Raw genomic sequence first — 21,400 nt, 5'->3', positions numbered from 1 at the left:
TACCCCCTTGCGAAAGGTCGTTGCCGGGGTGCGATAGAGTTGCTCCAACGTTGAGCCACGGTTCAACGGAGCAATCCTCCATAGCTCAATTGGCAGAGCATGCGACTGTTAATCGCAGGGTTGTTGGTTCGAGTCCAACTGGAGGAGCTTCCGCCCCAGGTCAGCGCACCTGGGGCGTTTACTTTCCCTCGATTTCGGCAAGATCGCCCTTGGCTGCGGCCTGGGTAGGATCGGTCGGGTGGGGGCGGTAGCTCAGTTGGTCAGAGCAGGGGACTCATAATCCCTTGGCCGTGGGTTCGAGCCCCACCCGCCCCACAAAGCTCGGCACCGTCAAGCCCGGCGCCCCGGTGCTGGTCACGTCCATACCGTCCGACGACATCGTCCCCGACAAGATGGCCCAGCAGTTGGTGGCCGACCGGTTCGCGGGCGAGCCCGCTCCGTCGAGTTGCTGACCAGGTGGCTCGGTAAAGCAGGCTGGTCCCCGCATCATCGCGGCGGGACGGGGTACGACTGTCCCGCCGCGCCGTGTCCGTCGGCAGGAAACGCGCGGGCGATGGTGTAGCGGACGGTCTGGGTCATCCGCAGGCATCCATCCGGGTCGCGCAGCGGCGTCAGGCGGCTGAGGACTTCGGCTCGGACCGCGGCCTGGTCGGCGGGCGGGACGAGTTCCCAGAAGAGCCGCTGGCCGTGCGACCACGACCATTCGACCCAGTGCTCCGGGCAGGCGAAGGTGATCTCGTGTTCCCGGATCACCGACGAGGGCGACGTGAATCCGGCCGAGCCGAGGGCGCTCTCGAAGTTCTCCGTGGAGGCCATTGGATTCGCCGGGTTCACCATCGACCAGATCAGCTCGGGCGGTAGGTAGGGCCCGAAGACCTCGCGGACCGGGGACCAGCGGGGGTCGTCGCCGCTGAAGGTGGTCAGGCCGATGCGGCCGCCGGGGCGCAGCAGGCCGTGCCACGCGCGCAGGGCGGCGACGGGGTCGGGTAGGAAGAAAACCACACAGGACGCCACGATGGTGTCGAAGACCTGCCCTGGCAGTGTCGGCGCCTGGGCGTCCATCACCGCGACGGTGGCGTTGACGCCGCGTTCGGCGATGTCCCGCTCGGTGCGGGCGATCATGGCGGGGGACAGGTCGATGCCCAGCACCGAACCGGTCGGGCCGACGCGGTCCGCCGCCGGGAACAGGACCGCTCCCCGGCCGCAGCCGATGTCCAGGACGCGGTCACCGGTGAGCGGGCCGACGTCGTCGAGGAGCAGGCGGGCGAAGACGCCGAAGAAGTCGACGCCGACCGCGTCGTAGGTGTCCGCCGTGCGGTCGAAGACGTCGGCGATGCCACTCGCCACATCCGGTTGGTTCGCCATTTCGGTCTCCGCCGTCGAGTCGGTGCTGTGACGGGACCATAGATTTCGACGAGCTTGAGAAACACCCTCACGTTTGTGGACGGACTTTGTCAGCCGTTTCTTTGTCATCTTCCGTGGGTGTTGCCCGCTCCCGTGCTCCATGGACGTGGAAGAACCGGAGAACCGCTGTCGTCCCAACGTGCGACAGGTTCAGCGTGACCAACTGTGACTACCCGCCGGTAACCCTTGACCCCACTGAAACAAAGACGTACAAAGATGAAACAACAGTGAAATGAAGGGAATCCCACTTCATGTATGCCGCCGAACGCCAGCAGCTCATCGCCGAACGTGCTCGTGCGGCGGGGCGGGTGGAGGTCGCCGGGTTGGCCGAGGACCTCGGTGTCACCACCGAGACCGTTCGGCGCGACCTCGACGCCCTGGAGAAGCACGGCGTTCTCCGGCGGGTTCACGGCGGTGCGATTCCCGTGGAGCGGCTGCGGTTCGAGCCGGAGCTGGCCGCTCGGGACGCCGAGTCGACCGCCGAGAAGCAGCGCATCGCCAAGGTGGCGCTCGCCGAGCTGCCCGCCGAAGGCGTGATCCTGTTGGACGCGGGCAGCACGACCGCCCGGCTCGCCGAGTTGGTGCCCGCCGACCGCGACCTCACCGTGGTGACCAACGCGCTGCCTATCGCGCTGGCGTTGGCGAACCGCGGGGTCAACGTGCTCTGCCTGGGCGGTCGGGTGCGGCCCAAGACGCTGGCCGGGGTCGACACCTGGGCGCTCAACGCGTTGCGGGACCTCTACGTCGACGTCGCATTCGTCGGCACCAACGGGCTGAGCGTCGCCCGTGGGCTGAGCACCCCTGACCAAGCCGAGGCCGCCGTGAAATCCGCGATGGTCGCCGCCGCCCGACGGGTCGTGGTGCTGACCGACTCCTCCAAGGTTGGAACGGATTGCTTCGCACGATTCGCGACGCTGGACCAGGTCGACACGGTCGTCACCGACGACCGGCTCAGCGACGCCGAGGCCGCCGAGTTCGAGGCGGCCGGGCCGACGGTGGTGCGCGCATGATCGTCACCGTCACCGCCAACCCGAGTGTCGACCGCACCATCGAGATCGACAGTCTCCAGCGCGGCGCCGTCCTGCGAACCAGGTCCGCGCTGCTCGACGCGGGCGGCAAGGGCGTCAACGTGGCCCGCGCGCTCGCCGCGAACGGGCTCGCCGCCACCGCCGTCCTCCCCACCGGGGGAGCCGAGGGCGTCCAGCTGACCGCTCTGCTCGCCACCGCGGGAATCAACGTCGTCGAGGTCCCCATCGCGGGAGCGGTGCGGTCCAACATCACGATCGCCGAGGCCGACGGCACCACGACCAAGCTCAACGAGCCTGGTCCCAGGTTCGACGCCGCCGAGCGGGCCCGGCTGGTGGCCGCCACGCTGGACGCCGCCGAGGGCGCGGACTGGGTCGTGCTCTGCGGCAGCCTCCCGCCCGGCGTCCCCGCCGACTTCTACGCCGACCTCACCCGGCGCCTGCGTGAGCGGGGCGCCCGGGTCGCGGTCGACACCAGCGGCGACGCGTTGCGCGCGGCCGTCGCCGGACGTCCCGACCTGGTCAAGCCCAACCGGGAAGAACTCGCCGACCTCGTCGGGCACGAGGTGCGCACCCTCGGCGACGCGTTGCGCGCCGCCCGGCAGGTGCTCGGCCAGGGCGTTCCGACCGTGGTCGCCAGCGTCGGCGCCGAAGGGGCGCTACTGGTCACCGCCGACGGTGCCTGGCACGCGCGGAGCACCTTCGTCGAACCGCGCAGCACCGTCGGCGCGGGCGACGCCCTGCTCGCGGGATTCCTTGCCGCGGGCCACATCGGGCCCGACGCCCTGGCCGACGCCGTCGCGTGGGGCGCCGCGGCCGCCGCCCTGCCCGGCAGCCGGATGCCCACGCCCGCCGAACTCGACCGGGCCGCCGTGCAGTGCTCGCCCGCCTTCGATCCCGCCGCCACCCTCACCGAGAGCTGAGACGCCGATGCCCCTCATCACCGAAGACCTCGTCCTGCTCGACCTCGGCACCACCGACCGCGCCTCGACCACCCGTGCGCTCGCCGAACGGCTCCACGCCGCGGGCAGGGTCACCGACGTCGAGGCGTTCCTCTCCGACGTCGCCGCCCGCGAAGCCCAGATGCCGACCGGTCTCGAAGGCGGGATCGGCATCCCGCACGCCCGCTCCGCCGCGGTCGCCGAACCGTCGCTCGCCTTCGCGCGAAGCGACGACGGCGTCGACTGGGGCGCTCCCGACGGTCCCGCGCGACTCATCTTCCTGATCGCCGCGCCGGACGGGGCGGGCGGCGAGCACATGAAGATCCTCGCCGCGCTCGCCCGCAGGCTCGTGCACCAGTCCTTCAAGGACTCCCTCGCCACCGCCGCCGACCCCGCCGCGGTCGTCAAGCTCATCACCGAGGAAGTGATCGACCGATGAAACTCGTAGCTGTCACCTCATGTCCCACCGGCATCGCGCACACCTACATGGCCGCCGAGGCCCTGGAGCAGGCCGCGACGGACGCGGGGCACGAACTGCTGGTGGAGACCCAGGGCTCGGCGGGCATGGACCCGCTGTCCGCGCAGGACATCGCCGACGCGCGGGCGGTCATCTTCGCCGCCGACGTCGAGGTCCGCGAGCGCGAACGGTTCGCGGGCAAGCCGCTCGTGCAGGCGGGTGTGAAGCAGGCCATCAACAACCCGGGCGCGTTGATCGCGCAGGCCGTCGAACGTGCCGCCGATGGTCCGTCGGCCGTCCTGGTGTCCAAAGTGGACGAGTCGGGCGGCGTCGGGACCCGGCTGCGGCAGTGGCTGATGACCGGGGTCAGCTACATGATCCCCTTCGTCGCCGCGGGTGGTCTGCTGATCGCGCTGGCGTTCCTGTTCGGCGGCGCCGAAGTGGCCAACAAGGTCAACGGCGGCACCTTCGGCGGCGTCGAGTACGCGGGCGTCACCGATCTCTCGCAGCTGTTCGCGACGGCCGGTGTGCCGGGTGTGCTGTTCAAGATCGGCGCGGTCGCCTTCTCCATGCTGGTCCCGATCCTGGCCGGGTTCATCGCCTTCGCCATCGCCGACCGGCCGGGTCTTGTGCCCGGTGTCGTCGGGGGCCTGCTCGCGACCGCGACCGGCGCCGGGTTCCTCGGCGGCCTGCTCGCGGGTCTGCTGGCCGGTGGTGTCGCCTACGCGCTGACGAGGATCTCGCTGCCGCGAGCACTGCAGGCGGTCATGCCGGTCGTGATCGTGCCGCTGATCTCCACGGCCGTCGTCGGAACGGTGATGCTGCTGGTCATCGGTTCCCCGGTCGCGGCCGTGCAGACCGGTCTGACCGGCTGGCTTGCCGGGATGACCGGCACCGGCGCGATCGCCTTGGGGTTGCTTCTGGGCGCGATGATGGCCTTCGACATGGGCGGGCCGGTCAACAAGGTCGCCTACACCTTCGCCGTCGGCACCCTCGCCTCCGGCACTCCCTCGGCCGCGATGGCCGCGGTGATGGCGGCGGGCATGGTGCCGCCGCTGGGTCTCGCGCTGGCGACGGTCATCCGGCGCAAGCTGTTCACCGACGCCGAGCGCAAAGCCGGTGAGGCGGGCTGGCTGCTGGGCGCGTCGTTCATCACCGAGGGCGCGATCCCGTTCGCCGCGGCCGACCCGCTGCGGGTGATCCCGTCGATCGTGCTCGGGTCCGCGGCGACCGGCGGGCTGACGATGCTCGTCGGCGCGACCTCGCTGGCCCCGCACGGCGGGATCTGGGTGGTCGGGCTCATCGGTAAGCCGCTGTTCGTCGTGCTCGCGATCGCCGTGGGCACCGTCATCACCGCGGTGTGCGTCCTGGCCGCGAAGTCGTTGCGCGGCAGTGAGAAGTCCGCTGTCGCCGCTGTGCCCGCCACTGTCTGAGAGAGGACCGTCATGACCGAGTGCCGAGTGACCATCGCTTCAGCCGTGGGCCTGCACGCCCGCCCGGCGAGCCTGTTCGTGCAGGCCGCCGCGGCGCAGCCGGTGCCGGTGACCATCGCCAAGGACGGCGGCAACCCCGTGGACGCCCGCAGCATCCTGTCCGTGCTCGGACTCGACGTCCGCGGCGGCGACGAGGTCATCCTGTCCGCCGACGGCGACGAGGCGTTTCAGGCGCTGGCCGCGCTCGCGGCCGTCCTGGAAGTCGACCACGACGCATGACCGGTTTCAGCGGCATCGGTGTGAGCCCCGGTGTGGCGACCGGCCCGGTCGCCCGCCTCGGGGAGCCGCCCCGGCTGCCCGCCGCGCAGCCCGTGGTCGGCGCCGATGACCAAGACCGTGCCGTCACGGCGTTGGAGGAGACGGCGGGTGAGCTGGAGCGGCGGGCGAAACTGGCGAGCCCGGAGGCCGCCGAGGTGCTCACGGCCGCGGCGATGATGGCGCGCGACCCGGCGCTGGCCTCGAACGTCCGAGACCTTGTCGGGCAAGGGATTCCGGCCGCGTGGGCGGTCGACCGGGCCATCGGCGGGTACCGGGAGCTTCTTGCCGCGGCCGGACCCTACATGGCCGAGCGGGTGGCCGACCTCGACGACATCCGCGACCGGGCCGTCGCGCACCTGCTCGGACTGCCGATGCCCGGTCTGCCCGCGCCCGGATACCCGTATGTGCTGGTGGCGAAGGATCTCGCGCCCGCGGACACCGCGCTGCTGGACCCGGCGGTGGTGCTGGCCGTGGTCACCGAACGCGGTGGGCCGACGAGTCACACGGCGATCCTGGCCAAATCGCTGGGCATCCCGGCGGTTGTGGCATGTGCGGACGCTTTGTCCTTTGTGGATGGCACGCCCGTGGTCGTGGACGGCGGAGCGGGTCGCGTCGTGGTCGATCCGACGGAGGCTGAGGTCGCCGAGGTCGCCACCATGCGCGCGGCGCGGGTCGCACGGGCGGCTGTGCGTGGTCCTGGTCGCACGGCCGACGGTCACCCGGTCGCGTTGTTGGCCAACGTCGGTGGTCCGGCGGACGCGGTGGCGGCCGCCGCCCTCGACCTCGAGGGTGTTGGGCTGTTCCGCACGGAATTCCTGTTCCTCGACCGGGCCGAGGCGCCGTCGATGGAGGAGCAGCGTCGGGTGTACCGGCGCGTCCTGGAACCGTTGGCGGGCCGCAAGGTCGTCGTTCGGACCCTCGACGCGGGCGCGGATAAGCCCGTTCCCTACGCCTGTCCCGATCCTGAGGACAATCCGGCGCTGGGTGTGCGTGGCCTGCGGACGTCGTGGCGGCGGCCTGAGTTGCTCCACGACCAACTGGAGGCGTTGGCGCTGGCCGCGGGCGACACCGGAACGTCCCCGTGGGTGATGGCGCCGATGGTCGCCACGGCGGCGGAAGCCAGGGACTTCGCCGAAGTGGCGCGCTCGCACGGGATCGCGAAGGTCGGCGTGATGATCGAGGTGCCCGCCGCCGCGTTGCGCGCGGCGTCGGTGTTGGCGTCGGTGGACTTCGTCAGCCTCGGCACCAACGACCTGGCGCAGTACACATTCGCCGCCGACCGCCAACTCGGCGCGCTGGCCGGGCTGCTGGACCCGTGGCAGCCCGCGCTGCTCGACCTGATCGCCGCGACCGCGCGGGCCGGTCGGGAAGCGGGGAAGCCGGTCGGTGTGTGCGGTGAGGCGGCGAGCGATCCGCTGCTCGCTGTGGTGCTGGCCGGTTTGGGCATCGAGTCGCTGTCGATGGCGGCGGTCAGCGTGCCGGATGTGCGGGCGGCGCTGGCCGAACACACGATCGAGCAGTGCCGGGAGATGGCCGTGGCGGCGCTGGCGGCGGAGTCGGCGGTCGGGGCGCGCGAGGCGGCGGCCCGGTTCTGACCCGGTTACGGTGGACCTCATGCGGGTAGCGACGTGGAACGTCAACTCCGTCAAGCAGCGCGAGCCCCGGCTGTTGCCCTGGCTCGACCAGCGTGCGCCCGATGTGGTGTGCCTGCAGGAAACCAAGCTCACCGACGAGGCCTTCACCGACCTGCTCGGTGCCAAGCTCGCCGACCGCGGGTACGAGGTGGCGCTCAGCGGTGAGGGCCGGTGGAACGGGGTGGCGATCCTGTCCCGGGTCGGGCTCGACGAGGTCGCCGTGGGGCTGGCGAACGCGCCGGGCTTTCCGCACCAGGAGGCTCGTGCGGTGGCGGCCACCTGCGGCGGGGTGCGGGTGCACTCGCTGTACGTGCCGAACGGGCGGGTGCCCGGGTCCGACCACTACGCGTACAAACTCGAATGGCTGGCCGCGCTGCGGGCCGTCGTCGCCGCCGGTCCACCAGAGGTGATCGTCTGCGGTGACATGAACGTCGCGCCCAAAGACGCCGACGTGTTCGACCCCGCGGCCTACGTCGGGCAGACCCACGTCACGGCCCCGGAGCGGGCCGCGCTCGCCGAGTTGCAGGCCTTGGGGCTCAGCGATGTCGTGCGTGACCGGTGGCCCACCGAGACTATCTTCACCTATTGGGACTATCGGGCCGGGATGTTCCATCAGAATCTGGGCATGCGCATCGACTTGGTGCTCGCCGGGGCGCCGGTCGCTTCGCGCGTCCAGGCGGCCTGGGTCGACCGGCACGCGCGCAAGGGAACCGGACCCAGCGACCACGCTCCGGTGATCGTGGACCTGGACGAGGCCCCGGACGGCGACATCGGGCCGGTCGTGCCGCCGCCGTCCGCGGGCCGTCCGCGCCGAGCCGTGCGGTTGCCGCAGGCTCGCTGACTAGAAGATGTGGAATGTGCGGACCGAGCCCCACGTGCCGCCGTCGCCAGGGGAGGGGCCGGTGAAGGTGCCGCCGAGGACCTGGCCGCCCAGCACCGAGTCCGGGACGCCCACGACGGCGCCGTAGCCGACCATGTGCATCAGGACGAGGTGGCCGTCGGTGTCGCCGATGACGGTATGGATGCCGCCGGTGGACAGGAAGTTGCCGCCGACGTACGTGCCGATCTGGTTGATGTGGAAGTCGCCGATCGGGAGCGCGCCCTTGTGCGGGCCGGTGCGGACGGCGGCGAGGAACGGGTACTCCGCTGCGGTGGTCTGCGCGGGTTCGGCCATCTTCGCGTCGGTGAGCGCGGCGATGGGGCCGCTGTGGCCGTCGGTGGTGGTGAAGGTGCCGGAGAAGCCCTTCGCGCCCGCGTGCCACGACGTGCCGGTGAGCCAGCCGTCGAACGCCGAATAGCGGACCTCGGGGGCCATGAACGGGCGCTGCACCACGGTAAGGCGGACGGAGCCGGTGCGTTCGGTCTCGGGCATGTTGACCCGGGCGGCGCGGGCCTGGCCGGACAGGACCGTCGTGGTGGTCTTCCACCAGAGTGGGCCGGAGGTGGTCTGGGAGACCACCGTCGTCGGGGACAGCTCACCGCGCCAGAACGGGTTGGTGTCGTGGGCGTCGTCGCCGAAGACGAAGCCGATCGTGAGGTGTTCGGCGTACCTGGCCGCGGTGGGGGCGGCCGAGGCGCTGGGCGCGGTGACGCTCACGGCCAGGACGACGGAGATGACTGCCGCGCGGAGGAATGCCCGCATCTGGTGACTCCTCGGGGACGGGGCTCAAGGAGGTCCAGTGTCGTGGGCGGCGTGTATCGGAGGCTATGCGCTGGGGGACAAAAGCTCTTGTCGCTCAGGACAAGGCGGGAACTCTCGTGGGCTTGGCGGAGTTCTTCGGGTGTGTGGCTTGGGATGCTCTTCGCGCTGTCGCTGCCGGGATTGGTGGTGCTGCTGATCGTGCTCGCGGCTGTCGAGCGCTGGTCGCCGTGGCGGCGCAAGGATCTGCCCGCGACGACCGTCGGCTTCGAGGAACTCGACGCCTTCTTCTCGGGCGGCAAACGGCTGGAACTGGAGGACCGCAAGTCCCAGTCCCTGATGCGCGAGGACGAGGAGTCGGGTGCGCCCCCGCACCTGCGTATCGATCTGGATGGGAGCGCGGTGCGTGTGGTCAGGCGGGATCAGCCCTGCCAGGTCTCGCGGTAGCGCGCGGCCTTGGCGGCCTCCTCGTCGGCGTGCCGTCGGCGTCGAATCGCGGTCGCGTGCCCAGCCGGGAACCCGTGCTGCGCGACGCGCGCGTCGACGTTGTCCTGGGCGAACGCCAGAATGATCCGCAAAGCGACCAGGAACCCGAGCAGCGTGGACCCGAGAGCCAACGGCCACGATCCACCGAAGACCACCAGTCCCGCGAGCAGCGCGCCGAGCACCGGCGCGAGCTGCATGAGCCCCCGCCCGAACGCGCGAACCAACCACGTCGGACAGGTGGCGACGTGCAGCACCCAGTCCCGGTACCGGTCGGGAAGCCGGCCACCGTAGACGAAGTAGAGCCACCGAAATGGACCCGGGCGCTTGGCGGCCATAGGGGGCATCGTAGTTGTCCACAGCCACCCCGCGCCCCTCGCGTCGATAGGCGGGCCAAGGGCGGCCTCCAGGGCGACCGGCGCCTATGCCGACGTCCGCGACCTGGTGATCGCCACGCCTGAGCGCTGGCGCGACCAGAGGGTGGATGTCAGAGCGGTGGACGGGATGGTGCGGCACGTGCGGCGTTCCGCCCACCGCGAAACCCAGATCTGCACCGTCGACTTCGACGCGCCGGTCGCTGTGGTCGGCCCATCTCGAAGACCGGAGGAAGAGATCACAGATGCATGGGCCCAGTAGGTGTCGTCGTCGTAGTGGTAGTCGACGATGTCGGTTTCACCCGTTTCGTGAACGGCAGTCAGTCTCGGACGTATCGGGTGACCGAAAGCAGGTCGAGCGGGTCGAGTGACGCCGGGTCCGGTTCGACGGCGTCGGTGAGGGTCTTGGTGATGACGTCCGCGTCGAGGGCGGCGCCGATCATGACCAGTCGGGTGCCGTGCGGTTCGGGTTCGCGCCGGAGGTCGAGGTAGCCGCCGACGGTCTGCAGCGCGTACTGCTGACTGTCGCCGAAGTGGGCGTAGCCCTTCATCCGGTACAGGCCCGGCGGGCGGTCGGTGAGGAACCGGGCGAAGCGGATCGGGTTCATCGGCTGGTCCGACTCGAAGGTGACGCTCTCGTAGCCCGCGTGGACATGCGGTTCATGCTCGATCAGGTCGTCGAAGGACAGTTGGCGTCCGGCCGGGTCCGGGCGGTCGACGGGGTCGAACAACAGGTGCGGGTCGACGCGGCCGTGGTCGGTCGGCACGACCGGGACACCGGCCGCCAGGTCGCGCACCAGCGCCAGCACACGCTCGCCCGCGGCGGGGTCGACCCGGTCCATCTTGTTGAGCAGCAACAGGTCCGCGTACCGCAGGTGTTTGTCGATTTGGGGGTGTCGCTCGCGGGTGGAGTCGAACTCGGCGGCGTCGACGACCTCGACGAGGCCGCCGTATGCGACGTGCGGGTTGGTGCTGCCGAGGACGAGCTTGACCATCGCGGGCGGTTCGGCCAGGCCGCTGGCCTCGATGACGATCACGTCGACCGGCGCGTCCGGCTTGGCCAGGCGGGCGAGCATGTCGTCGAGGTCGGATACGTCGATGGCGCAGCACAGGCAGCCGTTGCCGAGAGTGACCATGGAGTCGACCTGGGCGGCCACGGTCAGCGCGTCGATGTTGACGCTGCCGAAGTCGTTGACGACCACACCGATGCGCAGGCCGGTTCGAGCCCGCAGCAGGTGGTTGAGCAGGGTGGTCTTTCCCGATCCGAGAAAGCCCGCGACGACCAGGACCGGGATCATCTGCACCCGCCCAGAATACCGGCCCGCGCGACTGGTGTTTCGGCGACACACGGTAAGCGTTCGATCGCGCACGGACAACGGGAATCCGGCCTCGGCAAACGGATTTATACGCCCAAGTGGACTAACGGCGAAGGAAGCTCGGAGATTGTCTTGTCCGCAAGCCGTTTTCTCTGTAAGACGACGGCGGAAGTGCGCACAATTGCGCCACAAGGCCGTTGACATAGGCACGATCCACAGTCCACAGTCGTGCCGTCCCCCTGCTGACACGAGAGGTACCCATGAAACGCCGTGCCCTGCTGCTGATCGCCGCGCTCGTCACCGCCGCCGGCCTTGCCATCGCCGCCCCGACCGCTTTCGCGGGCTCGTTTGAGAACACCGTCGATGAGAAGTGCTGCGCCACGCCTAAAGCGGGTTAGCCCATTCTGGGGAACGACGGTGCTTTCGCGAACGATTCTCCCGGACTGACGATCTAGACAGTCGGTTCCGACCAAGTAAGGCTCCCAGCCCGGATACGATCCCGGACGGGCCAGGGAGAGTGCTATGACTGTGGGATCGAGCGCGGCGAGATTCGTTCGCCGTCTTTTCACCAAGCGTGGACGCGGCCGTGAATCGGCCAGCTTCGGCGCCGCCGCCTTGGGCGTGCTCCTGCTCGCCGGGGCGGCACTGGGCAACGGGATCTCCCGCACCGCGGTCGAGGTCTCCGACGGACTGACCTGGCTCGGCGACGAACAGCGCGGCGAGGTTGTCCAGGTCAACCCCGCCTCCGGCAGGCCGGAGACCCGACTGCGGGTTTCGGGCGCCGACGCGCTGCTCGACATCACGCAGAAAGACGGGATGCTCGTCGTCCTCGACCGGCGGAACGGGCAGATCACCGTGATCGACCTGTCGACGTTGCTCGCGAGCGGCCGCAGGCAGGCCCCGGCGGGCGGGTCGAGCAAAGTGCTCCTTGCCGTGGGCAGGCTCTACATCGTCGATCGGGCGGGCGGGTCGGTGGTCAACGCCGACCCGATCACCCTCGCCGACATCGGGGCTCCGTGGCTGGCGGGCCGGCCGCTCGCCGACGCCGTCACCGACGATGAAGGCGTGCTCTGGGTCGTCGACCACGGCGGCAACCTGCGCGCGCTGGACTGGTCCGACGAGGACAACCGGTTCGTCGAGAAGTCCAACCGCCCGGTCGCGGGCGCGGGCCCACGCGCCGCACTGGTCCCGCACCGTCAGGGCGTCACCGTGCTCGGTCTCGAAGGCGGAGTCGTCCTGCAGGACGGCACCGGCGCCGACGTGCGGGCCACGACCGCCCGCCAGCCCGGCGACGTCCTCGCCGCGCAGACCAGCCCGAGCGGGCTGGTTCCCGCGTCGATCCCGGAGAACGGCACGGTCGTGCTGGTCTCCGGCGACGAGGTGCTGCGCGTGGACGTCGCGGGCCTGGGCTGCGCGCGCCCCGGCAGGCCTGCCGTCTTCCAGGACAAGATCTACGTTCCCTGCCGGGGCACCGGCCGGGTCGTCGTGCTGAACCGCTCAGGCGGGCGCGCGGGCGACGATGTGCGCACCGGCGGCTCCGGCGACCCGCAGTTGGTCTTCGACGACGGCAGGCTGTTCATCAACACCCCGGGCGCTGAGACGGGCGTGATCGTCGACGCCGACGGAAAGACCCGCTCCGTGGTGATCCGCAGCCCCGAACTGCAGGTCACCAACCCCGACCGGACACCGCCGCCGTCGCCGCCGAGCCCGCCGAAGCCCAACCCGCACGAGCCGACGCGGACCCGGCCCAACCAGCCGACCACCGCGCCGGTCGAGGTCAGCCCGGTGCCTACCGAAAGCGGGTCACCCGCGCCGCCGACGTCGGTCGACCCGCGGGCCGGTGTGCCGGGCGTGCCGCCGGGTGTGGCGGTCTCCCTGGTCTCCCGCACGGCCGCCGAGATCACCGTCGCCGTCGGCTGGGGGGTCGCGACCGCGGGCGCGTCCCCGGTCTCCGGGTACGCCGTGGAGGCGTCCGGTGCCTTCACTGGCGGGTCGAAGTCGGTTCAGGTCACCGGCACGTCGACCCAGCTGACGCTGCCCTGCGAGGGCACGCGGTTCTGCCAGAACGGCAGGCTCGACGTGGCCGTGACCGCGGTCAATCAAGCCGGTCGGGGCGCCGCTGGGTCGACGGTCTGGGCGGTGCCGCCGCCTGCCACGACCAACCCGCCGCCGGCCACCACCGTGCCGAACACCCCGCCGCCGACCACGGTCGCGCCGCCTGTGACCACGACGACTACCCCTCCTCCCCCTCCTCCCCCTCCTCCCCCGCCGCCTTCGCTACCGACCGCGGGCGCGGTGGTGATCACCGGCGTCTCGGGCAGCGGTTACACCAGGCGGCTGACGATGGCGCCGCCCGCGGACTGGGCAGGCCACAACGGCACCTGCGAGGTCGTGAACCGGACTTGGGACTACGCGGAGCCAGTCGCGTGTTCGGCCACGAGCGCGACGATCACGATCGAGGAGGGGATCAACAGCGTCGTCATCCGCGCGCACGCCGCCGCTGGTGGCACGTCGGTCGACTCGGCGAGCCGGTCGATTCGGATGCTCTCGACCGAGCCCTGCCCGGGCGGACGGGTCTGCCAGCAGCCCAAGGTGGCCAGTGATCAGGGCGCCACCGAGCTCTCCTCCGAGTCGCTGACCGGCGCGGGCCTGGGCTTGATCGCGACCGCCGTGCTGCTTCGCGTCGGTGTGCGGCGGCGGGAAGACGAGGACGAACAGCGGTGACGACGATGACCGGGACGGCGATCGGTGAGCACGAGATCGCCGCGTTCCAGGCGCTGCACAAACGCGTCGGCGACGCCGTCGAGACCGCGCTGCGCGGCAAGCGCGAGGTAGTCGACCTGGTGCTGGTGGCCATGTTCGCGGGCGGGCACGTGCTGCTCGAGGACGTTCCCGGCACCGGCAAGACGACACTGGCGCGGGCGGTCGCGGGCGCGTTGGGCGGGCTGTCGCGGCGCGTGCAGTTCACCCCGGACCTGTTGCCCTCCGATGTCACCGGCACTTCGGTCTACGACCCGAAGAGCGGACAGGTCGGCTTCCGGCCGGGCCCGGTGTTCGCGAACGTGGTCCTCGCCGACGAGATCAACCGGGCGGCGGCCAAGACGCAGTCGGCGCTGCTGGAGGTCATGGAGGAGCGCACGGTCACCGTCGACGGTGTCGCGCACGCCGTGCCGGACCCGTTCCTCGTGGTGGCCACGCAGAACCCGATCGACCTCGACGGCACGTACCGCCTGCCGGAGGCGCAACTCGACCGGTTCATGCTGCGCACCTCCATCGGCTACCCGGATCTCGACCACGAGTTGGACGTGCTGCGCCCGGGCAGCGGCGCGGGTCGGATCGGCACGGTGCCCACGGTGACCAACCCGCACCAGGTGGCGGAGTGCGCGCGCAGGCTCGCCACACTGCACGTCGCCGACCGGATCCTGCGCTATATCACCGAGTTGGGCACCGCCACCCGGTCCGATGACCGGTTGCGGCTCGGCGCGAGCACGCGTGGTCTGCGCGCGCTGGTGCGGTGCGTGCAGGTGTACGCGGCCTCGCACGGCAGGCACTTCGCCGTGCCCAGCGACGTGCAGCGGCTGTGCGCGCCGGTGCTCGCGCACCGGCTGGTGCTCACCCGCGAGGCCCAGCTCGCGGGCGTGACGACCGCCGAGGTGCTGGCCGACGCCACGGCCCGGGTCGAGGTCCCGCGCCCGACGCCGCAATGACCGCGCGAGGTGTGACCGCGCTCGTCATCGGCGTGCTTCTCGGCGGACTTGGACTGTGGTGGCGCTATCCCGGACTCGCCGCGTTGGGCATCGCGCTGACGGTGACCGCGTTGGCTGGTCTGGGATCGGTGTTGTTCGCGGCTCCGGTGACCTCGACGCGCACGGTCCGGCCGAGCACGGTGCAGCGGCTCGGCGTGTGTACCGGAACGCTGGAGATCACCAGTGTGCGCAAACGCTTTCCCGTGGTGCTCGACGGGACCGACGAGGTCGCGGGTGAGCCGGTCCAGGTCGACATCCCCGTCCTGGCACCAGGGGAGCGGACCGTTGTGGAGTACCGCATCCCGACTGACCGTCGCGGTGTCTGGCTGGTCGGCCCGCTGACCTTGCGCAGGCGCGGGCTGGCTGGTCTCGCCGAGTCGCGCACGACCGTCGGCGAGGTCGTGGAGGTCCGGGTGGTGCCGCGGGTGCTCCCGGTCCGGGGTCTGCCCTCGGGTGCGCGACGCGGTCAGGTCGGCGCCGACGAGCGGGTCGAGCGCGGCGGCACGGACCTGGTGGGACTGCGCGAATATGTCCCCGGCGACGACCTCCGCAGGCTGCACTGGGCGACGAGCGCGCGCACCGGGACGCTGATGATCCGGGAGGACGCCGACCCGGCCCGGCCGCATCTCGCTGTCCTGCTTGACGACCGCGCGTCGGGCTACCCGAGGGAACGCCAGTTCGAGGACGCGGTCGAGGTGGCCGCATCGCTGCTGACCTCCGCGATCGCCGACGCGCACCCGGTGCGGCTGCTGACCGTGTCGGGGTCGCTGGACATCGAGGCGGCCGACGGGGACTCGGGTCTGGTGCTCGTGGCCCTGGCCGATGTGGCGATGGTGGATGACGCTGGGGACACCTCGGTGCCCGCGCGTGATCTCGATGTGGTGGCCGTGATTTGCGGTGAGTCGGCGGACCTGTCGGCGATGCTGCTGGAGGCGGGCCGCGCGTCCTGTGGCGTGGTGTTGACGGTGGCGGACGAGGGTGCGGGTCTGTCCGCGATGGGAAGTGTGTTGGTCGTTCGGGCCGCGGATGCTGAGGGGCTGTTGCGGGCTTGGGATACCGGGGTGGCCCGGTGACCTGGCTGCGGGCCGGGTGGGCGGTCGTCCTCCTTGCGGTGGCGGCGTTCCCCCTTTCCGCGGGGTGGTCGGGTTCGGGGCCTTGGTCGCTGTTCGCGGGTGCGGTCGTGGTCGCGTTCGGTGTGGTGGTGCAGGCCCGGCGGTTCCGTCTGACTACCGGGATGACGCTCGTCGGCGCGGGGGCGGCCGCGCTGATCGGCGGGTACTTCGTCGCCCGGGGTGCCATTGCGGGTGGGCCGGTGGAGGTGTTGCGCGACAGCGTTCCCCGGCTGCTGACCTCCGCGCGCCCAGCGCCGCCGACGCCGGACCTGCTGATGCCGGGGGTGCTGCTGGTGTTCCTGGTCGCGCTGGTGGTGGCGGTTTCCGTCGCGGGGGAAGGGCGGTCGCTGATCGGGCCGCCGGTGGGGGCCGTCGTGCTCTACGCGGCGGGCGCTCTGGTCACCGCTGGCCGCGCGGACGGGCGGGGGCTGGTGGCGGTCGGGGTCGTCGCGCTGGCTGCGTTCGGGTGGGTGGTGGTCGACCGGGCCGAGTCGACCCGTCGGGTCTCCCTGGGACCGCCCGGCGCGGTGCTCGCCGTGCTGGCGGCCGCCGCGCTGCTCGCGGGCGTGCTGCCGAACCGGAACGCGTTCGAGCCGCGAGAGCTGGTACGGCCGCCGGTGACCGACATCGCGGTGTCGAATCCGTTGCCGCAGCTGGCTTCCTGGGCCGCGATGGCCGACACGGAGCTGCTGCGGATGCGTGGCCCGGAGTTGCCGGTGCGGCTCGTGGTGCTGGCCGACTACACGGGCGCGGCCTGGCAGGCGTCCTCGCTGTACGGGCCGATCGGGGCGGTGGCGCCGCCGGACCTGCCCGCGGGCCGCCGGGCGCACCAAGCCGACGTGGAACTGGTTGTCGGCGCGCTCGACGGGAACTGGCTGCCCACCGTGGGCAGGCCCGTTTCGACGAGCCTCGGCGACGTGATGGTGGACCCCGACTCCGGCTCGCTGATGCTGCCACGCGGGATGGGCCCTGGTCTGTCCTACGACGTGCGCGGCGTGGTCGACCGGCCCAACGACGACGACCTGGCCACCGCCAAGGTGCCCACCGGCGACGCCATCCGCCGCTACCTCGACCTTCCCGGACTACCCGCCACCCTGGCGGACTACGCGCGACAGGCGGTCCTCAACACGAGCACGCCCTACGAGCAGGCGGTGGCGCTCGAACAAGTCGTCCGGCTCGACCGTCACCCCGACGCGGAGGCGCCGGTCGGTTCGTCGTACGCGCGAATCGAGCAGTTCCTGTACGGCCCATTGGGCGACGCGGGCGCGGCCAAGGGGACAGCGGAACAGTTCGCCACGGCGTTCGCGGTGCTCGGCAGGGCGGTCGGTCTGCCGACCCGGGTGGTCGTGGGTTTCCAGCCGGTGCCCGAGGGGCCGGACGGCTACCGGGTGATTCGGGGCGTCGACGCGACCGCGTGGCCCGAGGTGTACTTCGCGGACTGGGGCTGGGTCCCGTTCGACCCCGTGTCGGGCACCGACAGCGGGCCGAGCGCCGCGTCGAAGCGTGAGGTGCTCAACCGGCTCGCGTCGACCACGGCCCAGCCCACGGTCCCGGCGAAGGACGGGCCGCCGCTGGTGCTCCCGCCGGAGCAGGCCAAGTCCGATGCGGCGCAGGCGAAGCCCCAGGCGCGACACTGGCTGCTGCTGTTCCCCGCGCTCCCGCTGTCGGTGCTGCTGGTGCTGGCCTGCCTGCGTGGCGCGCGGCATTCTCGGCTGCGTCGTGCGGGAGCCCTTGGGGCGTGGGCGTCAGTGCTCGACCTGCTGCTGCTGGCGCGACGACAGCCCGCCCGGCACCTCACCGCGCCCGATATCGCCGCGCTGGCACCGGATTCGGAGCAGGCGCTGCGCCTGGCGGCCTTGGCCGACCGGGCCGCGTTCGCCCCCGACCAGGCGGGCCCGGACGACTCGTGGCGGCTCGCCGGACAGGTTCGCGCGGGCATCCGCCGGCTGGTTCCTTGGTACCGGCGGCTTTTCTGGGCCGTCGACCCCCGGCCGTTGCGGCGCCGCTGGTGACGGGCCACCAGGACATGCCCTAGTTGCGAATCGCGCAGACCCTGGCGGATGAACCCTTCTGCGTGGTGGGGTCGTCCAGGCCGATGGCGACGAGTTGGAAGCAGTACTGCTTGGTTCTGGGGTCGAGGTCCGGAACCACGAAGCTGGTCTCGCCGGGGTCCACTCCGGACACGACCTTGGGCTTGCCCGCGAGATCGGTGACGTCGTAGAGCACGAAGTGGGCTCGGCCGCCGGTGGGGTCGGTCCAGTGCACCTCGACGGTGCTCCCGTTGTCCACCAGGCGGTTCAGGGCGGGAGCCGTATTCGGGTCGCCGCCCTGGGCGATGGGCGCGGCCGACGTGGTGGTGGCTGGGGCCGTGGTTGTGGGCACGCTCGTGGTGGTGCCGGCGGTGGTCGACGTCGCCGGCGGTGCGGCGGCCGGGGCGGCGCCGCGGTTGGCGAGGATCCCGATCCCGACTCCCGCGACGACGGCGACCAGTCCCGCGACGGCGAACGCCCAGCCGCGGCGGCGGGCCGGTGGGCCGTCGGGCCCGGGCGTGCGGTCGGTGGTGTCGACATCGACGAGGTCCCAGTCGCGCGGCGGCACAGTCATCGACAGGGGAGCAGCCATGGGAGAGGCCGCAGCCGTGGGCGAGGAACTAGCCGAGGGCTGGGGGGCAGCCACGGGCAGGGCCGTGACCGGGTGCGGAGGCGCAGCCACGGGCGAGGGAGTGGGCGTCACCGGTTCCGGGGTGGCCTCCGGCGCGGCCGGACCGAAGTCCGGGACCAGTGGCTCCGGGGCGTGGCGGACGGTCAGATCGGCGAGTCTGCCGGTCATCGTCCCGCGCGCCTCGTCCACCGCGGGCGCGGGGAGCGGCTCCGGTTCCGGCTCGGGCATCTGCGTCGGGGTCGGTCCGAAGTCGGCGGAATGGGTCAGCGGCACACTTTGCGTGCGCTCCACCGGCGACACCGCGGTCGCATCGGCGTCCACACCGGGAATACTGTCCACAATGGACGATACGGAGGATGGGCTCCACTTGCGCACCTCGGCCCCGACCTCGGCGAGCGCGTCGCGCAGTTCCGCGGCGTCGGCGAACCGATCCGCGCGGTCCTTGCTCAGACAGCGTCGGATGATCGCGACCAGTTCCGCGGGCACATCCGGGCGGGTCAGCGCCCGTGGCTCAGCCGACCGGACCCGGCCGAGGTAGGTCAGCACCGTGTCCTCGTCGGGATTGTCCGACGCGAACGGCGGCACCCCTTCCAACAACGTGAACAGGGTCGACCCGAGCGACCACAGGTCGTCGGCCGCGGCCGGGGCGACGCCCTCGATCATCTGCGGCGCCGCGTGCCGGTAGCTCACCAGCTCCAGCGACGCCGAGTGCCCCGCGTCCGCGCCGCGGGCGATCCCGAAGTCCGCCAGCACATACGAGGTCGGCAGCACCAGCACGTTCTGCGGCTTGACGTCGCGGTGCAGGAACCCTTGCCCGTGGGCGAAGGCGAGCGCGTCGGCGACCGCCGTGCCCGCGGCGATGACCTCGCTGACCGGCAGCGGCCCGCGTTCCCGGAGCCGGTCGTGCAGCGAGCCCAGGTCGTAGAACTCCATGACGATGCAGGGCTGCCCGCCCGCGACCGTGCCGGTGTCGAGCACGGTCACGATGTGCGGGTGCTGCCGCCCGAGGCGGACGGTGATCTCCAGTTCCCGCCGGAAGCGGGCGAGCGTCGTCGGGTCGTCCACCTGCAGGACCTTGACCGCGACATCGCGGCCCAGTCCGTCCTGGCGGGCCCGGTAGACGGTGCCCTCGCCGCCTTGGGCGACCAGCCGGAAGTCGCTGTAGCCGGGCAACCCGATCTCCGGCCGCGGGGGCGGTTTCGGCGCCCAAGCCAGCAGTTCGTCGTCCACCTGGCCGCCTTCGTGCTCCGTGCCGCCGGTCGCGGCACACCACGCCGCATCGTATCGGCGATAGTCCGGCACGGAGGGTGCCGAGGCCGGACAAGACCGACCTCGGCACCACCGTCGCTAGCTGACCGCCTTGAGCGCGTCGACCTCACCGGCTCCGTAGAAGCTGTTGTGCGCCGGACCGCCTTGGCAGGTCTGCGGGGCGCCACCGAGCTGCGGGAACGGCGCGTAGATGGACGTGTCGGGGCACGACAGCGGGTTGGTCGCCTGCTGCAGCCTGGCGGCCACCTGGCCGGGCGTGCCGGACTGGACCGACATCAGCAGCGCGGCGACACCGACGGCGTGCGGACCCGCCATCGACGTGCCCTGGGCGTAGCAGTACTTCGCGCCCGTACCCGGGTCGAACACCGTGCGCACGGGGTTGCAGGACGCCGTGGCCGGCCAGGTCGAGAGCACCAGTCCGTTGGGCGCGGCGTCAGTGCGCTGCAGGATCGAGTCGCCACCGGGGGCGGTGACCTCCGCGGTGGAGATGCCATAGGAGGAGTAGAACGACTTGAGCCGCAGATTGCCCGTGGCGGTCACGCCGACGACGCCGGGGACCTCGAGCGGGACGACCGAGCAGGCGTTGGTGATCCTGCGCTCCTCTTCGTTGCCCGGCGGGTAGTCCGGGCTGGAGTCGTCGAACGCCGGGTGTGTGCGGTCCGACCTGTCGTTGCCCTGTGAGGCGATCACGAGCACGCCCTTGGACTGCGCGTAGCGGATGGCCCGCCTTTCGGCTTCCCAGATCGCGCGCTGTTCCGCGTCGTTCTTGCAGTTGAACAGCCACGGGTCGGCGTAGTAGCTGTTGTTGGTGACGTTGATGCCCGCCTTAGCGGCCCACATGAACGAGCAGACGACCATCTCGGGGAAGAAGTAGCCGTCGTCGTTGCTCGACTTGATGCCCGCGAGCTTCACGTTGGGCGCCACGCCGACGATGCCGGAGCCGTTGGCCGCCGCGGCGATCGTGCCGCCGGTGTGCGTGCCGTGCCCGTGGGCGTCGTTGCCGACGGCCAGCGGAGTCGCCGCACCGCTGGAGCAGTCGGCGCTGCGGGTGGCGTCGTAGTTCGGCGCGATGTCTGGGTGGGTGAAGTCCAGCCCGGTGTCGAGATTGCCGACGACGACGGAGTCGGAGCCACCGGTCACCGCGTGCGCCTGCGGCACGTTGATCTGGACCATGTCCCACTGCCTGCCGGACAGGGTGTCGCCCCACGTGGCCTGGACGGCCTCGGCCTCGGCGGACCCGCCTTCGGCGGCGGGGGCAACCCGGGTGCCGAGCCCGGAGGTGGCGCTGACGCCGTCGACCTCGCTCGACTTCTTGACCGTGTTCGCGAATCCGCTGTTCGCCGAACGGGCGACGATCACGCCGATCTCGGCGTAGTTCGCCACGACGGTTCCGCCCGCCGCGGCGATGGCCTGGCCCGCGTCCGCGGTCGACGCGCCCTGCCGGTACAGCACGACATAGGTCGAATCCGTGGCGCCGGTCGCCGCCATGCTCGTGGTGGCCGTCGGTGCGACGACCAGTGCCGCTGTCAGGCCGAGTACGGCGGACAGCCTGCGTCTCGAATGCTTCATATCCGGACCTTCCGGTAGG

20 protein-coding genes and 2 tRNA genes are annotated in these 21,400 nt (G+C 71.4%); 16 read left to right on the top strand and 6 right to left on the bottom strand.

What is annotated here, in order from left to right:
- The first annotated feature begins 74 nt into the window (after positions 1-74).
- From GPZ80_RS20795 to GPZ80_RS20785, 3 genes are all read left to right on the top strand, one after another.
- Positions 75-147, top strand: a tRNA-Asn gene (locus tag GPZ80_RS20795).
- 94 nt (positions 148-241) lie between these two features.
- Positions 242-315 (top strand) — tRNA-Ile (locus GPZ80_RS20790).
- The gene (locus GPZ80_RS20785; protein WP_187222548.1) at positions 291-452 is read left to right on the top strand and encodes a hypothetical protein; all 162 of its coding nucleotides are present in this window, start codon (positions 291-293) and stop codon (positions 450-452) included. Before GPZ80_RS20790 ends, GPZ80_RS20785 begins: the two co-directional genes overlap by 25 nt.
- Before the next feature lie 34 nt (positions 453-486).
- Here the strand turns inward: GPZ80_RS20785 and GPZ80_RS20780 are convergent, their stop codons facing one another.
- Complete coding sequence (locus tag GPZ80_RS20780; RefSeq protein ID WP_187222546.1) at positions 487-1,365, bottom strand: class I SAM-dependent methyltransferase; 879 nt, start codon at positions 1,363-1,365, stop codon at positions 487-489.
- A 290-nt stretch (positions 1,366-1,655) separates the two neighbouring features.
- Between GPZ80_RS20780 and GPZ80_RS20775 the strand changes: the two genes are divergently transcribed.
- From GPZ80_RS20775 to GPZ80_RS20745, 7 genes are read left to right on the top strand one after another with little or no spacing between them, the layout of a single operon-like run.
- Positions 1,656-2,414: a DeoR/GlpR family DNA-binding transcription regulator gene (locus GPZ80_RS20775; protein WP_187222544.1), complete on the top strand. Its 759-nt coding sequence runs from the start codon at positions 1,656-1,658 to the stop codon at positions 2,412-2,414.
- Positions 2,411-3,352, top strand: coding sequence for a 1-phosphofructokinase (pfkB, locus tag GPZ80_RS20770; RefSeq protein ID WP_187222542.1), 942 nt, complete (start codon positions 2,411-2,413; stop codon positions 3,350-3,352). Before GPZ80_RS20775 ends, pfkB begins: the two co-directional genes overlap by 4 nt.
- A gap of 7 nt (positions 3,353-3,359) precedes the next feature.
- A complete protein-coding gene (locus GPZ80_RS20765; RefSeq protein WP_187222540.1) occupies positions 3,360-3,809 on the top strand; it encodes a PTS sugar transporter subunit IIA in 450 nt (149 codons plus the stop codon).
- Positions 3,806-5,260, top strand: coding sequence for a PTS fructose transporter subunit IIC (locus tag GPZ80_RS20760; RefSeq protein WP_187222538.1), 1,455 nt, complete (start codon positions 3,806-3,808; stop codon positions 5,258-5,260). The genes GPZ80_RS20765 and GPZ80_RS20760 overlap by 4 nt, the downstream gene beginning before the upstream one ends.
- A 12-nt stretch (positions 5,261-5,272) precedes the next feature.
- Positions 5,273-5,539, top strand: a complete 267-nt coding sequence (locus GPZ80_RS20755; protein WP_187222536.1) for an HPr family phosphocarrier protein — start codon at positions 5,273-5,275, stop codon at positions 5,537-5,539.
- Positions 5,536-7,173, top strand: a complete 1,638-nt coding sequence (ptsP, locus tag GPZ80_RS20750; RefSeq protein WP_187222534.1) for a phosphoenolpyruvate--protein phosphotransferase — start codon at positions 5,536-5,538, stop codon at positions 7,171-7,173. Before GPZ80_RS20755 ends, ptsP begins: the two co-directional genes overlap by 4 nt.
- A 19-nt stretch (positions 7,174-7,192) precedes the next feature.
- The gene (locus GPZ80_RS20745) at positions 7,193-8,053 is read left to right on the top strand and encodes an exodeoxyribonuclease III (protein WP_187222533.1); all 861 of its coding nucleotides are present in this window, start codon (positions 7,193-7,195) and stop codon (positions 8,051-8,053) included.
- Here the strand turns inward: GPZ80_RS20745 and GPZ80_RS20740 are convergent, their stop codons facing one another.
- The gene (locus GPZ80_RS20740) at positions 8,054-8,854 is read right to left on the bottom strand and encodes an SH3 domain-containing protein (protein WP_187222531.1); all 801 of its coding nucleotides are present in this window, start codon (positions 8,852-8,854) and stop codon (positions 8,054-8,056) included. It abuts the gene before it with no gap.
- Between the two features lie 153 nt (positions 8,855-9,007).
- Here GPZ80_RS20740 and GPZ80_RS20735 point away from each other — a divergent pair, with 153 nt between their 5' ends.
- Positions 9,008-9,298 carry a DUF6191 domain-containing protein gene (locus tag GPZ80_RS20735; protein WP_187222529.1) on the top strand — a complete coding sequence of 97 codons (291 nt, stop codon included), beginning with the start codon at positions 9,008-9,010 and terminating at the stop codon, positions 9,296-9,298.
- Here GPZ80_RS20735 and GPZ80_RS20730 read toward each other — a convergent pair.
- Both GPZ80_RS20730 and GPZ80_RS20725 read right to left on the bottom strand, forming a co-directional pair.
- Positions 9,274-9,672, bottom strand: a complete 399-nt coding sequence (locus GPZ80_RS20730) for a DUF5313 family protein (protein ID WP_187222527.1) — start codon at positions 9,670-9,672, stop codon at positions 9,274-9,276. The two genes, GPZ80_RS20735 and GPZ80_RS20730, sit on opposite strands and share 25 nt — an antisense overlap.
- Positions 9,673-10,028: 356 nt before the next feature.
- A complete protein-coding gene (locus GPZ80_RS20725) occupies positions 10,029-11,006 on the bottom strand; it encodes a CobW family GTP-binding protein (RefSeq protein WP_187222841.1) in 978 nt (325 codons plus the stop codon).
- A 278-nt stretch (positions 11,007-11,284) separates the two neighbouring features.
- Between GPZ80_RS20725 and GPZ80_RS20720 the strand changes: the two genes are divergently transcribed.
- The 5 genes from GPZ80_RS20720 to GPZ80_RS20700 all read left to right on the top strand — a co-directional run bounded on the left by GPZ80_RS20720 (position 11,285) and on the right by GPZ80_RS20700 (position 17,894).
- Complete coding sequence (locus GPZ80_RS20720) at positions 11,285-11,422, top strand: hypothetical protein (protein WP_187222525.1); 138 nt, start codon at positions 11,285-11,287, stop codon at positions 11,420-11,422.
- Between the two features lie 124 nt (positions 11,423-11,546).
- The gene (locus GPZ80_RS20715) at positions 11,547-13,748 is read left to right on the top strand and encodes a fibronectin type III domain-containing protein (RefSeq protein WP_187222523.1); all 2,202 of its coding nucleotides are present in this window, start codon (positions 11,547-11,549) and stop codon (positions 13,746-13,748) included.
- A 5-nt stretch (positions 13,749-13,753) separates the two neighbouring features.
- Positions 13,754-14,731 (top strand): AAA family ATPase, encoded by a 978-nt coding sequence (locus GPZ80_RS20710; RefSeq protein WP_187222840.1) that lies wholly within the window; start codon positions 13,754-13,756, stop codon positions 14,729-14,731.
- Between the two features lie 11 nt (positions 14,732-14,742).
- Entirely contained in the window at positions 14,743-15,843 is a 1,101-nt protein-coding gene (locus GPZ80_RS20705; RefSeq protein ID WP_312880474.1) for a DUF58 domain-containing protein, read from the top strand.
- A complete protein-coding gene (locus GPZ80_RS20700) occupies positions 15,840-17,894 on the top strand; it encodes a transglutaminase TgpA family protein (protein ID WP_187222519.1) in 2,055 nt (684 codons plus the stop codon). Before GPZ80_RS20705 ends, GPZ80_RS20700 begins: the two co-directional genes overlap by 4 nt.
- 19 nt (positions 17,895-17,913) lie before the next feature.
- Here the strand turns inward: GPZ80_RS20700 and GPZ80_RS20695 are convergent, their stop codons facing one another.
- Positions 17,914-19,773, bottom strand: coding sequence for a serine/threonine-protein kinase (locus GPZ80_RS20695; RefSeq protein WP_187222517.1), 1,860 nt, complete (start codon positions 19,771-19,773; stop codon positions 17,914-17,916).
- A 117-nt stretch (positions 19,774-19,890) separates the two neighbouring features.
- Positions 19,891-21,381, bottom strand: coding sequence for a S8 family serine peptidase (locus GPZ80_RS20690; RefSeq protein ID WP_187222516.1), 1,491 nt, complete (start codon positions 21,379-21,381; stop codon positions 19,891-19,893).
- Positions 21,382-21,400: the final 19 nt, after the last annotated feature.

This window comes from Actinokineospora xionganensis (assembly GCF_014323725.1).
In the GTDB taxonomy this organism is placed as follows: Bacteria; Actinomycetota; Actinomycetes; order Mycobacteriales; family Pseudonocardiaceae; genus Actinokineospora; species Actinokineospora xionganensis.
Note: the sequence above shows the minus strand (reverse complement) of the source record. Positions and strands in the feature narration are given on the sequence as shown.